Raw genomic sequence first — 15991 nt, forward strand, 5'->3', positions numbered from 1 at the left:
CCTTTAATTTCCACGGAAAATCTTTAATGTATTTTTAATAAATAAGACTTATCACTTTGTGACGAAAAATACAATGTGTTACAATTAACATATAAATATAGATAAAGAGGTGGTTTTTTGAACGCAATTACACATCGTAAGCTTTCAAACTTTAAGATTATTAAACGGGGGTTTTTTATTACATTAGGGGCTGCTCTGATGGCAGCTTGCTTAAAAGCATTCTTTATTCCAACTGATATCATTGATGGTGGAATCGTAGGTATCTCTTTGATCCTCTCCCATATTACTTCGATTAATCTCGGTATTTTTCTATTCTTGTTAAACTTACCTTTTGTAATAGTAGGTTATAAACAAATAGGTAAAACATTCGCTATCTCAACTTTATTTGGTATCACTGTTCTCTCAGTATTTACCTCTCTTTTTAAGGACATTCCTCATTTAACTAATGACCCTTTACTAGCTGCATTATTTGGTGGATTAGGTTTAGGAATTGGCGTAGGCTTAGTAATTCGTAATGGTGGCTCACTTGATGGGACAGAAATTATAGGAATACTTTTAACAAAATCATCACCTTTTTCAATTGGTGAAGTTGTTATGGCATTTAATGTCTTTATTCTCGGAAGTGCAGGATTTGTATTTGGATGGGATAATGCTATGTATTCATTAATTGCCTATTATGTAGCATTTAAAACAATTGATTTAACAATTGAAGGGTTCCAAGATACTAAATCTGTTTGGATCATTAGTGATAATGATAAAGAAATCGGTGATGCATTAAATGCCCGATTAGGTCGAGGAGTTACATATTTTCATGGCGAAGGTGGCTTTATGGGTGAAGATAAAAAAATCATCTTTACAGTCATTTCTAGACTTGAAGAAGCAAAATTAAAATCGATTGTTGAAGACTATGATGAAAATGCCTTTGTAGCCATCGGAAATATAGCTGATGTTAAAGGTGGAAAGTTTAAGAAGAAAGCAATCCATTAATAGTAAACAATTAAGCTTGAATTCGATCATGAATTCAAGCTTTTCTATTTTAATAGTTTAATTGAGTTGTTAATTTAATTCCATTTTCAATCTCATCAATCAAATACCTCAACTCCTCAATACGATTTGATCCTTTTAACACTGTTTAAAGAACTCCACGGCTATTATGTAGTATTTGTCTTTTCAAACACCTTTAGTTACTTCTGAATCTTCCAAATGAAATCATAGAAATTTCAAAGTTTTATAACGCTCCTCCTACTGATTTACATATTATTTTTGAAAAATTAATTGAGATTAGTGTCCTATGCTCATTATTTATAATGACCTTTCATAAAATTTATTGATGAAGTATTTCACCTAAGAGGAGGTTCAGAATGAATATTATCCAGACTCTCATAAATAAAAAGGTTAATAGTATAACACCAAAGGATTTATTAAAATTAAGTCAACAATACCAAGTGTATATTACTCCAGATCAAGCCAATAAAGTGGCTGCAATATTAAACGGGAAAAATTATAATATATATGACACTGAACATAAAAAACAAATTCTTTCCCAAATTGCAAATGTTACCTCTAAGGCCACTGCACAACAAATTGATATTATTTTTCAAAAGCTAACTTAAGCTTGGTTAAAATGTTCATTAAAAAGCTTTAATTTATTACTCTCCTCATTTCACTAATCATATAATGCTCATACAACGAATCACCTAATTATTCCAAAACGAAATGAGAGGGATTAATATGGATTTGCATGAGCTACATTATGAAATAATTTATTTAGACAAAGAAACAGATGATGAAGTGAAATTCAAACACATGTTTCATATGGATGATTTAAGCCATAACTTAGCTCTTAATATCGCTAGTAGTTTAATCGAACGTGACAAGGCACATGTGGTCTATATTAAATTAATGCACTTAGACGAACATGATCACGAATTAGTTAGTAATGTTGTCACTGTGAAAAGAATTAAAGACGGAAAGATAATTGCTTCATATTTAGATAGTAAGTTAAAAAAAATTGTAGAAATAGAATTATAAAGAAGATCAAATGGGGCGAACTCATAAGTCGGATTAACTGACATATGGGTGCCCTTTTTTTACTGCTGGGGGAGTATCTCTACAGGGATTTTTATTTGTAGCTGATAAACCGCTCTATTTTAAATATAATTAACAGTTTTTTATTCAATTTAGGAAGCATAAGAGCATATTTGCTAGTTTATCACTAATAAGAAAATAAAAACCAGCCCTTTATTTAAATTGGACTGGTTTCTTTAAATTATGCTTTCAATAATTCTTGAATTAAATTTTCATTGAATTCTTGATTGCGTAACATTTCTATTTCTAATTTATACGGCGGAACCTTGTTGTTTTTATCTTCCCCAACATATGGAGTTTCTAAAATTTTAGGAATGTCCATTAGTTGTGGATGATGAACAATATAGTTTAATGCTTTAAATCCAATCGATCCAAAGCCAATGTTCTCATGTCGGTCTTTTCGACTTCCCATTGGATTCTTACTATCGTTAATATGAAGTACTTTTATTTTATCAATCCCGATTAAGTGATCGAATTGCTTTAAGACACCATCAAAGTCATTAACGATGTCATATCCAGCGTCATTAATATGACATGTATCAAAACAAACTGATAATTTATCGTTGTAATGTACACCTTCCATAATTCTCGCTATTTCTTCGAATGATTTACCACATTCTGATCCTTTTCCAGCCATTGTTTCAAGCGCAATCTGTACAGGAGTTTCAGATGTTAATACTTCATTTAAACCTTGTATAATTCTAGCGATACCAGCATCTTCACCAGCGCCTACGTGAGCACCAGGGTGTAATACGATTTGTTTTGCTCCTAATGCTGCTGTACGGTCTATTTCTTTTTGTAAAAATTCAACACCTAATTCATAGGTAGCTGGATTTGTAGTATTTCCAATATTGATAATATATGGTGCATGGACTACGATATCAGCAATTCCATTTTCAGCCATATGTTTTAAACCCGCTTCAATATTTAAATCTTCAATTGCTTTACGGCGTGTATTTTGAGGTGCACCTGTATACACCATAAATGTATTAGCACCATAACTTGCAGCTTCTTCACTAGCGGCTAAAAACATCTTCTTACCGCTCATTGAAACATGAGATCCTATTCGTAACATTCTTTCAGCTCCTACCTTAATTAATCATACTTACCATTTTAACACGAAAATCAAACATGGTTAAATTGTTCGCCTGTTTATAAAGAAAACTTGCCGATTGGCAAGTCTTAGGCGAAGACAGAGGTTTAGTTGCACTTATACTTTATTCCTAAAATTGGCTACCACGTCGAATTAACTTCCTCGTTGCCAATTTATACTTTCTTAAAGTGTAAAAGAAAAAGAAAGGAATATTCTTCCTTTCTTTTTTCAAACTATCTACTCGTTTTTCTTTTCACATTATTTTTAAATGATTCTCTTTGTGCATTCAATTTACGTTTATAGCCAGGTTTAACTTTAGATGGCTTTTTAATTGCTTTATTAGCAACTGCATCTAAATTACGATCTGTTTTTTTACGAAGCTTACGTTTTGCGCGTGGACCTAAATCAACCCACTCACCTTTTTTAAGTTCACGATGCTCAAATGTAATACCACGGTCTTGAAGCTTGTCTAATGCTTGATCATCTTCTTGGTCATAGATAGTAATCGCAGTTCCAGAGAAGTTTGCACGCCCTGTACGTCCTACACGGTGGACATAAAAGTCTAAATCTGCTGGTAATTCAATATTTATTACATGACTTACCCCTTCAATATCGATGCCTCGGGAAGCTAGGTCAGTAGCAACAATATATTGGAACTCTAAATCTTGAATTTGCTTCATCATTTTTTTACGTTCACGAGGAGTTAAATCTCCGTGAATTTGACCAACTTTTAAGCCATATGATGATAATTGAGTCGCAACTTCTTCAGCCTTTTTCTTCGTATTTGTAAAGACAATTGCTAAATATGGCTGAAAACTTAATAAAATATCTTTAGCCATTTTAACTTTGTCTTTATGTCTGCTTGGAACAATAATATGTTCAATTTTCTGAGCTGAAAGTTGTTGCGGATTAATATGAATATGTTCAGGATTGTCCATATACTTTTTCAAAAACGGTTTAAGCTTCTCAGGAATTGTCGCTGAAAAAACTAGCATTTGTAGTTTCTTTGGCATTTTTGACGCAACTTGGTCCACATCATGGATAAATCCCATATCTAACATTAAATCTGCTTCATCTACTACTAAATATTTCGTAGTATGAACTAATAATACATTATCATTTACTAAATCTTTAATACGTCCAGTAGTTCCGATTACGATATGTGGCTGTTTTTTTAGTTTTTCAACAGTACGTTTGTAGTCGGTTCCTCCAACGAAGTTTTTTGCAGTTAACTGCTCATCTTCTGGACAACATTCAATGATTGCTTGAACATCATTATAAATTTGAGTCGCTAATTCACGAGTTGGAGCAGTTATTACTAATTGTACTTGATCTAAAGATGGATCTAATGTATTAATTGTCGGAATTAGATATGCATGAGTCTTTCCTGACCCTGTTTGCGATTGACCGATTACACTACGTCCAGTTTTAACTTGAGGAATGATCTTTTGTTGAATTTCTGTTGGTTCTGAAAAGTGTTTCTTCTCTATCGCTTCCAAAATAAATGGTTTTAATTGAAAATTTTTAAATGAAATTGCCATATAACTCACCTTCTTAATTTAAACTTTCTATGTAATGAGGAATCTAACTCCTCGTACAAAATTGCTACAATTATCTATTATACAATAGATTTGCCCAATAAGGCTAATTCTAATTTTTCTTTCTTCTTTTTTAGCATTTTAATTTTTATTCTGTCCTATACTAACCATTTCAAATTATGTGCATAGCCTAAGTAATAAAGAGCATTTTTGAAAGGAGGTATTAGATTGGGATTACTTGATAAGTTTAAGAAAAAAAATAAACAGCCTTTTCCTATGAACGGTCCAAATTATTATAATAGTTATCAACAGCCTTATCAAAATTCACAAAATCCATACGGTGCAAGACCAAATTTTGATCAACGATATCCATATCCCCAATCGCCACAGCAACCTTATCAGCAATTTCAACAACAGTTTTATCCACCTATCCAACAAATAGTTGGGCAACAAGGTCATTATCAGCAACCAATTTCATATCAGCCGCAGTTAAACGCACATCAACAATATATAAGCCAAAATAAAATTTTACAACCTGTTCCTTTTCAAAATCAGCCAGTAATGCAGGCACAAGGCGGTAGTAATTATCAGCAACAAGGACCACAAAATCAATACCCAATGACTGGGCAAAAACCCGAAAAAGAAGATGATGGCAGTCCAGGTTTTTTCTCACGTTTAATGGGTGGAGACACTTCTATTACAGGTGTCATCGGTGGTATGCAAAAAGCTGTTCAAGCTGCTCAACAAGTTACGCCAATGATTCAACAATACGCTCCTGCTATTAAAAATTTCCCTTCAATTTACAAAATATTTAAAGCAGTAAATACCGATGATCCAGTCGACACAAAAAAAAGTAAAAAAAATGAAGCGAATGCAATAATAGATGTAGAGCAAATAAAAGAAACAAAACCAAAAAGAAGAAAAAAAGCTCCAGTTAAGTCAGAAGTAGAAGTAGAACCATCTCATAATATTGAAGAACCTGCATCAAATGTAAATCCAAAACCAAAATTGTTTATGTAAATTTTCTTTTTCTTTGTATAGTAGTATCTCCCTCCTTTATAATAAAAAATGACAACAATATTATAAAGGAGGGGCTACTCCATGAAAGTTATTAAAGTTACCCCACGAGGCTATTGCTATGGAGTTGTAGATGCAATGGTCATTGCTAGAAATGCAGCTAAAGATCCATCATTACCAAGACCAATCTACATACTTGGTATGATTGTTCATAATAAACATGTTACAGACGCATTTGAAGAAGAAGGAATCATTACATTAGATGGTCCAAGCAGATTAGATATTTTAGATAAGATTGAAAAGGGTACTGTTATTTTCACCGCCCATGGAGTTTCTCCAGAAGTAAAATCAAAAGCAATCAAAAAAGGACTTACGACGATTGATGCAACATGTCCAGATGTAACTAAAACACATGATTTAATTAAAGAACGAATGGCTGAAGGCTATCACTTTATTTATATTGGTAAAAAAGGACATCCGGAACCAGAAGGCGCAGTTGGAATCGCTCCTTCGATTGTTCACTTAATTCAAAATAAATCTGATATTGATGCTTTAGATATTCCTACTGATAAAATTATCATTACAAATCAAACAACTATGAGCCAATGGGACGTAGTAGAATTAATTCAATACTCAATTAAAAAATATCCGACTGCTCATGTCCATAAAGAAATTTGTATGGCAACTCAAGTACGTCAAGAAGCGATTGCTGAACAAGCAGGACAAGCAGATTTAACAATAGTCGTAGGTGACCCGATGAGTAATAACTCAAATAGACTTGCACAAGTTTCACATGAAATTGCAGGAACAAAGGCATTTCGTATTTCAGATATTACTGAACTTCAATTAAAATGGTTAGAGGGCGTTGAGACTGTAGCAGTTACTTCTGGAGCTTCTACTCCAACACCGATAACACGTGAGGTTGTCGCATTTTTGGAGAAATACGATCCAAACGATGAAAGCACTTGGGATACAAAATCAATAGTAGAATTAAATAAAATACTACCTAAAGTTAGAATAAAAGACTAAACAAAAAGGACTTCTGGATTTTTAACCCTGAAGTCCTTTTTTTAGTGAAAAAACGATTAAATAAATGTAAATGGATCAGTGTGGATCGTTGAAGCGATAATATCACAAGCCATGTTTTTTTCTTTTAATTTATTATCTAAAAGACGTTTAACACCTAATTTCATTACTTTTTCAATATTGTGTCCTGCATCAACTATATTTAAATTAAGCATTTTAAAGTCCTGTGCCACATGATAATAAATATCACCACTTAAATAAACATCTGCACCATTTCTTTTTGCATGATAGGCAAACTTATTTCCGTCTCCACCTACAATGGCAACCTTTTTTACTCGATCGCTTAAGTTTCCAACCACTCTTACACCTTGTAAATCTAATTTTTCTTTCACATAATAAGCAAATTCTTCTAACGAAATTTCTTCTTTAAGGCTTCCTATTCTTCCAATCCCGAATGTTTTGCCTTCATTTTCTAGTGTGTAAGTATCATATGCCACTTCTTCATACGGATGAGCTTTTTGCATCACTTTAAGAACTTGTTTTAATTTTAATTGGGGAACAACTGTTTCGAGCTTTACCTCATCAACTTCTTCTAATTGACCCTGTTGCCCAATAAATGGTGTTGTCCCTTCTAAAGGCATAAATGTCCCTGTTCCATTCGAACTAAAGGTACAATGGCTATATTGGCCAATATGACCTGCTCCAGCATCACAAATTGCGTTTAATACAATTTCTGCATGTGTTTTCGGTACAAATGCAACTAACTTAATTAATTTTTCTACATATGTAGGAGCGAGAACTTTCGTATTTTCTAATTGTAAAGCTTCAGCTAAAAAATCACTCACACCGATCTCTGCAATATCAACATTTGTATGTGCTGCAAAAACGGCTATATCATGTTTTATACAAAGTTCCACAATTTTACCCGGTTCACTGTCTGTCTCAATCTTTTTTAAAGGACGATAAATAATAGGATGGTGAGCAATAATTAGGTTCGCTCCAATTGAAATTGCCTCTTCTACGACATCCTTTGTGACATCTAATGCAATTAATACTTTTGTCACTTGTTTTGATAATGTACCAATTTGAAGACCATTTGGATCACCTTCCTCAGCTAAATGCTTAGGGAATAGTTCTTCAAATTGCTGTACTACCTGAAAACCATTTATCGATTTCATGAAAGCACCTCTTTTATCCACTCAAGTTTCTGTTCGACTTCTTTAATTTTCTGAACTGATTCCTCTGTTTGTTTTGCTGATTCAAGTTGAGTTAGGATTCTTTCAAAATTATTTCTTTCATGTTCCCATTTCTTCTTAAATGCATCGTTTTTGTTTTTTAATAAGAATGGGCCTATAAATAACTCCATATCTTTCTTTTCACCGTATGCACTATTAGGATTTGATTTGGAAGCTACTAGAATTTCATAGATTTTTCCATCCTCTTCTAATATATCTTCTTCCACAAGAGAATATCCTTCTTGCTCAAGCCAATTTCTGATTTGTTGTGCACCAATATTTGGTTGTAAAACTAACGTTTCAACACCTTGAAGTTTTTCTTTACCATTTTCCAATATGCTAGAAATTAAAGAACCACCCATTCCAGCTATTGTTATGACATCTACTTCACTTGGTACTAAAACTTCCAGCCCGTCTCCCATTCTCGCTTCAACAATTCCTTCTAGCCCACTTTGACGAATCGTAGAACGTGCTGAATTATACGGACCTTCAGTAATTTCCCCTACAATTGCTGCGGTACATCTTTTATTTAAAACTGCATAACAAGGTAAATAAGCATGATCAGATCCAATATCAGCTAATTTTGTGCCCTCTGGTATGTAATCAAATACTCTTTTTAAACGCTTTGATAAATTAACTTCATTCATAAAAAAATCACCATTTCATTTTATTTTCATAACATCATTTTACACTAAAGTAGTCAATAAACCAAAATGACCTCTTCTTAACGAAGAGGTCATTTTATATGCTTGCTTATTTTTTCTCAGATAACCATTTAGCAACAGCATCCAATTGTGGTCCTTGTAGTAAACCAGCTGGCATTCCGCCTTCTTTACCTTTTGTAAGAATTTCTTTGATTTGAGCTTCTGTGTATCTAGAACCTACTTTAGTTAAGTTTGGTCCTACAACCCCTTGTAATTGATCACCATGACAGCTAACACATGTTTGAGCATATATTTCATCTGGCTTAGTTGATGCTGTTTGAGCCGGTTTTTTGTCACCGTTTGCAATTTCATCAGCCTGTTTTGCTCCTTTTAATGAAATAATTAGCATGACTGCGATTCCTAGTGCTGCAATTAGAGCAAAAGGAATTAATGGATTTCGTTTCATTATGATCCCCCTTATGTAACCCCTTAAAAAAATAAAATTAATTACTATAACATTATTATTGTATACGATTAAAAACAATAAAAAAAGTATTATATTGGATAAATTTAAAAATTGTTAAACGATTTCAAAATTATATAAACCTTCCTACTATAAAGAATTAAATTCGATCTAGCATATTTGCAAATTATATTTGTATAAACTCACCTCTTAATAATTGAAATAAGTAAGTTTTTTTAAGAAACCATTTAAAACCATTGTCACCCATTAAACTCTTAAATCGAATTTAATCATCTCCACCAAAAAGCTAAAGCAAAAGATTCAACTAAATTTTATTATGAAAATTCTAATAAATAATTGCTATTACAATATAGGTAATATGTCTTCAAACCAATTATTTTATATTTAGTAGTATTGAACTAATTATAAAAATTATTAAAAAAGTGGGGAAAATGAGTATTTGCAAATTTAAAGACAATTCTGTAAAATAAAGTAAATAGGTAACCAATTGTTTAAAATGATGGAATTACTACTAGCGTCTCCATAATTTATAATAACCATCTTTGCTTATATTATCCTTTGATTCATCTTTAGAATAAATAGTTGAAAGATCATTTTTTATATTGTTCTAAGAGAATCGGATTTCCATCTCGTTCATTGGTCATCCAGTTCAGTATTACTTAGTATGTAGCATAGCACTACAATTATATATTTAGTACGGACATTCGATATATTTTGACAAAATTTTTATCGTGACATATTTACTAATTAAAACGTTTTCATTTTTGATATTCTTGATTAAAAATAAAAAAGTTTACCCAATAAAGGATAAACTCTTTTTAAACATTCTATTCTAAGAAATCTTTTAGACGTTTGCTGCGGCTTGGATGACGTAATTTACGTAGAGCTTTCGCTTCAATTTGACGAATACGCTCACGTGTAACTCCAAATACTTTACCAACTTCTTCTAAAGTACGAGTGCGTCCATCATCTAAACCAAATCGTAAACGTAAAACATTTTCTTCACGATCTGTTAATGTATCAAGAACATCTTCTAATTGCTCTTTAAGCATTTCATAAGCTGCATGCTCAGCTGGAGAAGTTGCTTCAGAATCTTCAATGAAATCACCTAAATGTGAATCATCTTCTTCACCAATTGGTGTTTCTAAAGAAACTGGCTCTTGAGCAATTTTAAGAATTTCTCTAACTTTTTCTGGTGGTAAATCCATTTCCTCACCAATTTCTTCAGGAGATGGCTCGCGACCTAGATCTTGAAGTAATTGACGTTGAACACGAATTAATTTATTAATTGTTTCCACCATATGAACTGGAATACGGATTGTTCTTGCTTGGTCAGCAATTGCACGAGTAATCGCTTGACGAATCCACCAAGTCGCATATGTACTAAATTTATAACCTTTACGATAATCAAACTTTTCAACGGCTTTGATTAATCCCATATTACCTTCTTGAATAAGGTCTAGGAACAGCATACCGCGTCCTACATAACGTTTTGCAATACTTACTACTAATCGTAAGTTCGCTTCCGCTAGGCGTCGTTTTGCTTCCTCATCGCCTTCTTCTATACGTTTCGCTAAATTGATTTCATCTTGTCCAGAAAGTAAATCAACTCGACCAATTTCTTTTAGGTACATACGTACTGGATCATTAATTTTTACTCCAGGAGGAACGCTTAAATCATTTAAGTCAAATTCTTCTTCCTTCTCTAATTGAGCTCCTCTAGGTTCATCATCAGCGTCACCAACAATATCAATACCTTGTTCACCTAGTTGCTCATAAAATTCTTCAAGTTGATCTGAATCAATTTCAAATCCGTTTAAACGATCTGCAATTTCTTCATATGTAATTACACCACGTTTTTTACCATTTTCAATTAATAATGCTTTTACTTGATCAAGTGTTACTTCTGTTTCCGTATCTTTAGAACGAGCCGATTTATCAGCCATCTGTTCCCCTCCTTCGAAAAGTTCGCGAATCATTTAACATATTTCATACTAGATCTTAGCTGTGTGATTTGTTGAAGAATCGTTGCAGCTTTTACAAAATCTCCTTCACGTTCAGCTTTTTTCAGATCTATTTCTTTTTCACGTATACGTTGTTGTTTATCATAGTTGTTTAATGCATCTAAATAATCCTTTAACTCTCGCTCTGTTAGTTCAGGTGCTATCTGTAAATTGACAATTTTTGAAACTACTTCAAGTAACCTTTTTGAAGGAAGGTAATTCATAAATTTACTAATATTAGACTCATTGCCCTCTTCATAATAAGCATAAAGATGGATTATAATCTCGGAATAATCATTATTGTAGAATAGACCCTGATATTGCTGTCTCACTTTCTCAGCCACGTCACTGCTATTTAACATATGAGCTAAAAGTAATTGTTCAGCTCGAACATGTGCAGGAAGAAGTGTCTTAGAAGTAATATCGCGTTTGATATCAGTTTTTACTTCTGTTACATTAGATATACGATTTGCCTGATTACTATATTGTCCAAATTCCTTCTTAAGTACTTCAATCGAGATAGAAAACTCTTTTGAGAGTTGATTTAAGTAATAATCTTGTTCAATCAGTTGACTTAGTTTAGCAATTTCTTGTAGCATTTCTTTTATATACTGAAATTTAACAGTTTCATCTAAAAGATTTTTTCCTTTTCGATGATATTGCATTTTAAAACTCATTAATGATACACTAGCTTCAATAATAGAGGTATTAAATTTTTCTGGACCAAATTGTCTTATATATTCATCGGGATCTAAGCCATCAGGCATTTGTGCAACTTTAATTGTAAATCCTTCTTTTTGAAGAACTTTAGCTGCTTTTTCAGTTGCGTTAATACCAGCTTGATCTGAATCATAACAAATAATAAGTTGATCAACAGATGTTTTCAAGACTTTCGCTTGATCCTCTGTTAATGAAGTTCCCATGGTTGCAACTGCATCATGGACACCAGCTCTAAACGCAGAAATGACATCTGCAAAACCTTCCATTAAGATTGCCCGATTTTGCTTTCTCATGACATTCTTTGCTTGGTAAAATTGATATAATAATTTTCCTTTATGGAAAATTGAAGATTCAGGACTATTTAAATATTTTGGTGAACCTTCACCCATTATTCTTCCACTGAATGCAACAATTTTTCCTTGATGGTTATGAATCGGAAAAATTAATCGATTTCTAAATCGATCATAGTAATTACCATCACGTTCACTTCGAACAACTAGACCAGCTTTCTCCATGATTGGCATTGGATAGCCACGTTTTTCTAACACTTTAGTAACAGCATCCCAAGAATCTAAAGCAACACCAAGCTCAAAATGCTTTATTTCCTCTTTCGAAATACCTCTGTTAAGTAGGTATTCTAACGCCTGTTTACCTTCAGTTGTGTTAACTAATAGATGATGATAGTACTTTTTGACAAACTCATGAGCTTCAAGCATAATGCCTTGCTCAGTAGCTTGTGGATTCTTGACTGTGTCAACCGTATCTGAAGGTAAAGTGATATTTGTATTTTTTGCAAGCTGATGGACAGATTCTTGAAAGTTAAGTCCTTCAAGCTGCATAATGAAAGAAATCGCATTTCCTCCAGCACCGCATCCAAAACAATGAAAAATTTGTTTTTCAGGAGACACAGAAAAAGATGGTGTGCTTTCTCCATGAAAAGGACATAGTCCAAAATAATTTCTTCCTTGTTTTTTCAGAGGAACATACTCACTTACTACATCAACTATGTCGACTGACTGACGAACCTGCTCGACAAGTTCATCGGGAATTCTGTTTCCCATACTGACAGCTCCATATACTATTTTATTCGATAAAACTCACTGTATTCCTTCATGATTCGACAAAAATATTTCCATATATTAAAACTTAAGTTAATTTAATTTATTAAGTCATATATGAATTAATAATTATCTAAAAAAGAAGTGCTAAACAGTAGTTCATAAGCATTGCATTCAACTGCTAGTTCTGGTTTTCATTAACCCATTTATTTATCGCTTATGATTAATTTCTACACGTCTTTTGTAATTCCTTCAAAACATGTATCGATTTATGTAGTTTTATTTCCATCCTTCAATAAACTAGGAAGCACATATTCATAGTTTATTCGTAAGTATAAAAAGTTAAACCTATTATTAGTTCATTTCATACAATTTTTTATTATAATCTATTTTAATTAGGAAATCTAGCAATAAGTACTAAAGAATTTCAACTTTTACATACGATCCTAATTTATTTAAATTCCTATTTTAAAAAGATGAAAACACATTAGATTACTCTAATGTGTCAGTCTAAAAAGATCAATCATCATTTTTAATTTCTAAAAAATTATCTTATCTGCTTATTTTGATAATAATAATTTAATATTACATTAGCGGATTCTTCTACTGCCTTACTTGAAACATCTACAACTTTACAGCCAATTTGTTTAACAACATTATTGAAATGTTTTAGTTCCTCTTCAATTCTTGAAATATTAGCATAACTAGCTCCGTCGTGCAGTCCTAAGGAAATTAATCTTTCTTTTCGAATATTGTTTAACTTTTCTGGAGAAATCATTAACCCAATGCACTTTTCTTTTGGAACTTTAAGTAGTTGTTCTGGTGGATCTACTTCTGGAACTAAAGGCACATTGGCAACTTTAAATCCTTTATGAGCAAGATATTGTGATAAAGGAGTCTTTGATGTTCTAGATACACCAATTAAGACAATATCAGCTTTTTCAATACCTCTTGGGTCTCTTCCATCATCATATTTAACCGCAAATTCAATTGCTTCTATACGTTGGAAATAATCCTCATCTAGTTTGCGAACAACACCTGGTTCATTTCTAGGTTCAAGTTTATGAATCGTTGAAATTTTATCGATTAATGGACCGATTAAGTCATAAACAATTACACCAGCACCTTGCGCTTCTTCTAATAATTTCTTTCTCATATCAGGTTTTACTAATGTGAATACAATAATACCATTATTTTCTTTTGCTACTTGAACTATTTCAATTAATGTTGCATTATCTTCAACGTATGGTACACGTCTAATCTCGAATTTTTGATGAAATTGACTAATAGCCGCCTTTACGACATGCTCTGCTGTTTCTCCAACAGAATCTGATACAACATAAACGATTGAATTGCCCATATGTTCACCTCTTAACTTTACTAAAACATATCATTGTTCATTAAGTCTACAATCGCACGAGTAAAATTTGTTTTTGTAAATCGACCAATTACCTCAAGTCCATGCTCACTTTCACGAACAACAGGGACAGCATCAATTTGTTTTTCAATTAAACTCTTAGCTACATTATAAATTGTATCATCTTTATAGCAAATTGTAATGTTTGGCATCCTCGTCATGATAATATCTACGGGTAATGTATGCAAATCTTTATTTCCTATACTTGCACGGAGTAAGTCTTTTCTCGAAAGTACTCCTGTTAAAACCGAATTTTGATCAACAACAAATAACGTTCCTACATCCTCAAGAAACATTGTAACAATCGCATCATATACTGATGAACTTCGATCCACTACAACAGGAATCGCCTGAAATTCCTTTACAGTCAATTTTTTTATTCTGTCAATGACCTGTGCACCGCTTGTTCTTCCTGTGTAATAATATCCTACTCGTGGTCTTGCTTCTAAAAAACCAGTCATTGTAAGAATAGCTAAATCCGGGCGAAGCGTAGCTCTTGTAAGTGCTAGCTTATCAGCTATATGTTCACCTGTAATTGGTCCATTACTTTTTACTATTTCAAGTATTTGAGTTTGTCGCTTTGTCAGTTCTATTTCCCTCACCCCTAACTATCCAATATGTTATACTCTCTAATAAATATTATATACTATTTTTACAATTTAAAAAAGAAAGAAGGAAATAGGTAGCCTATTTCCTTCCTTAGGTTTCTGAATTTTTATTATTTTTCAGAAAATTATCCATATTTTTCAATTGCTCTAAAAATTTACGTGACTTTAAATAGATCCCACTATATTCATCATAATAAGAAAATAAAATTTGTTGTAAGTTTTTCTTAGTTGCTTCACTAACCTCAATTTTACCAAGTCGATTTACATCAAAATGATAAAATAACCTCATTAGCTTAACCGACTTTTCAGTAACAGAAAAAGCATATGGATCGGTCTGTTTACAACGCTGACATAAAAACCCACCTTCTTTAACAGAAAAGGCTACAAATATATTTTCATTTGCACTACATCTACAATTTATGCATTGATCAAAAAATGGGTGATATCCTAACACAGGTATCATTTTCGTCATAAATAAATAAGTCAAAACTTCAGCATCTGCACCTTCATTCATGTGCTGTAGTAATTGAAGGACTAATTCAAATAAATACGGATTATTTTTTTTCTCTTCTACAGCTTTATCTGTAAGTTCTACAACAATCGAAGCGTACGCAGTTGCAACTAAATCACTTCTTAATTCTCGATATGAATCAATCAGTTCACCTTGACTTAATGTACCTAATCCAGATCCTTTTTGAATTAAAAACGACCCATATGTAAAGAGTTGTGTAACAGAAGCAAGTCGACTATTCGTCTTCTTCGCTCCTCTTGCCACAACTCCTATCTTACCTAATTCTCTTGTTAAAAGAGTAATAATAACATTTGATTCTCCATAAGCGTTTGCCCGTAATACAATTCCTTCTACACGCTGTAACATTTAACTCACCATCCAATTGGATGAAGGTTAAGTATGTAGGGAATCAATATCAGCTATTTCTTCATCAATGTAACTTTTCTGATCCACATGTTCCTGTTCAAGCTGCTTAAACAATAAATACGTCTCAACATTTCCAGTTTTAGAAAAGACATCCCAGGTAAAATTCAACATTGAGAAACCACC

16 protein-coding genes are annotated in these 15991 nt (G+C 32.6%); 5 read left to right on the top strand and 11 right to left on the bottom strand.

Translation table 11 applies throughout. The features are described 5' to 3' along the window. The first annotated feature begins 117 nt into the window (after positions 1-117). From AB1282_RS22945 to AB1282_RS22955, 3 genes are all read left to right on the top strand, one after another. Positions 118-987 carry a YitT family protein gene (locus AB1282_RS22945; protein ID WP_056474967.1) on the top strand — a complete coding sequence of 290 codons (870 nt, stop codon included), beginning with the start codon at positions 118-120 and terminating at the stop codon, positions 985-987. A gap of 374 nt (positions 988-1361) precedes the next feature. Beyond that, positions 1362-1613: a DUF2624 family protein gene (locus AB1282_RS22950; RefSeq protein ID WP_056474964.1), complete on the top strand. Its 252-nt coding sequence runs from the start codon at positions 1362-1364 to the stop codon at positions 1611-1613. A gap of 124 nt (positions 1614-1737) precedes the next feature. Continuing rightward, positions 1738-2031 (top strand): hypothetical protein, encoded by a 294-nt coding sequence (locus AB1282_RS22955; RefSeq protein WP_429900527.1) that lies wholly within the window; start codon positions 1738-1740, stop codon positions 2029-2031. A gap of 238 nt (positions 2032-2269) precedes the next feature. Here the strand turns inward: AB1282_RS22955 and AB1282_RS22960 are convergent, their stop codons facing one another. Both AB1282_RS22960 and AB1282_RS22965 read right to left on the bottom strand, forming a co-directional pair. After that, complete coding sequence (locus AB1282_RS22960) at positions 2270-3163, bottom strand: deoxyribonuclease IV (protein ID WP_056474960.1); 894 nt, start codon at positions 3161-3163, stop codon at positions 2270-2272. A gap of 251 nt (positions 3164-3414) precedes the next feature. Continuing rightward, complete coding sequence (locus AB1282_RS22965) at positions 3415-4722, bottom strand: DEAD/DEAH box helicase (protein ID WP_056474957.1); 1308 nt, start codon at positions 4720-4722, stop codon at positions 3415-3417. Between the two features lie 225 nt (positions 4723-4947). Here AB1282_RS22965 and vrrA point away from each other — a divergent pair, with 225 nt between their 5' ends. Both vrrA and AB1282_RS22975 read left to right on the top strand, forming a co-directional pair. Next, the gene (vrrA, locus tag AB1282_RS22970; RefSeq protein WP_056474955.1) at positions 4948-5739 is read left to right on the top strand and encodes a VrrA/YqfQ family protein; all 792 of its coding nucleotides are present in this window, start codon (positions 4948-4950) and stop codon (positions 5737-5739) included. An 81-nt stretch (positions 5740-5820) separates the two neighbouring features. Then, positions 5821-6765 carry a 4-hydroxy-3-methylbut-2-enyl diphosphate reductase gene (locus AB1282_RS22975; protein WP_390311264.1) on the top strand — a complete coding sequence of 315 codons (945 nt, stop codon included), beginning with the start codon at positions 5821-5823 and terminating at the stop codon, positions 6763-6765. Positions 6766-6821: 56 nt separating this feature from the next. Here AB1282_RS22975 and AB1282_RS22980 read toward each other — a convergent pair whose 3' ends face one another. The 9 genes from AB1282_RS22980 to AB1282_RS23020 form a co-directional block, all read right to left on the bottom strand. Next, positions 6822-7940 carry a Nif3-like dinuclear metal center hexameric protein gene (locus tag AB1282_RS22980; protein WP_429900529.1) on the bottom strand — a complete coding sequence of 373 codons (1119 nt, stop codon included), beginning with the start codon at positions 7938-7940 and terminating at the stop codon, positions 6822-6824. After that, entirely contained in the window at positions 7937-8644 is a 708-nt protein-coding gene (locus AB1282_RS22985; protein WP_056474949.1) for a tRNA (adenine(22)-N(1))-methyltransferase, read from the bottom strand. Before AB1282_RS22985 ends, AB1282_RS22980 begins: the two co-directional genes overlap by 4 nt. A gap of 106 nt (positions 8645-8750) precedes the next feature. Further along, positions 8751-9107: a cytochrome c550 gene (cccA, locus tag AB1282_RS22990; RefSeq protein ID WP_429900531.1), complete on the bottom strand. Its 357-nt coding sequence runs from the start codon at positions 9105-9107 to the stop codon at positions 8751-8753. Between the two features lie 845 nt (positions 9108-9952). Continuing rightward, positions 9953-11071 (bottom strand): RNA polymerase sigma factor RpoD, encoded by a 1119-nt coding sequence (gene rpoD / locus AB1282_RS22995; protein WP_056474947.1) that lies wholly within the window; start codon positions 11069-11071, stop codon positions 9953-9955. 29 nt (positions 11072-11100) lie between these two features. Then, positions 11101-12909 (bottom strand): DNA primase, encoded by a 1809-nt coding sequence (dnaG, locus tag AB1282_RS23000; RefSeq protein WP_056474946.1) that lies wholly within the window; start codon positions 12907-12909, stop codon positions 11101-11103. A 544-nt stretch (positions 12910-13453) separates the two neighbouring features. Continuing rightward, positions 13454-14266, bottom strand: a complete 813-nt coding sequence (locus AB1282_RS23005) for a pyruvate, water dikinase regulatory protein (protein WP_056474945.1) — start codon at positions 14264-14266, stop codon at positions 13454-13456. Between the two features lie 20 nt (positions 14267-14286). Then, complete coding sequence (locus AB1282_RS23010; protein WP_056474942.1) at positions 14287-14925, bottom strand: helix-turn-helix transcriptional regulator; 639 nt, start codon at positions 14923-14925, stop codon at positions 14287-14289. A 97-nt stretch (positions 14926-15022) separates the two neighbouring features. Continuing rightward, positions 15023-15808 (bottom strand): DNA repair protein RecO, encoded by a 786-nt coding sequence (gene recO / locus AB1282_RS23015; RefSeq protein WP_429900533.1) that lies wholly within the window; start codon positions 15806-15808, stop codon positions 15023-15025. Positions 15809-15835: 27 nt separating this feature from the next. Continuing rightward, positions 15836-15979, bottom strand: coding sequence for a YqzL family protein (locus AB1282_RS23020; protein WP_069034173.1), 144 nt, complete (start codon positions 15977-15979; stop codon positions 15836-15838). Positions 15980-15991 lie beyond the last annotated feature (12 nt).

This window comes from Gottfriedia sp. S16(2024) (genome assembly GCF_050473765.1).
GTDB lineage: Bacteria > Bacillota > Bacilli > Bacillales > Bacillaceae_G > Gottfriedia.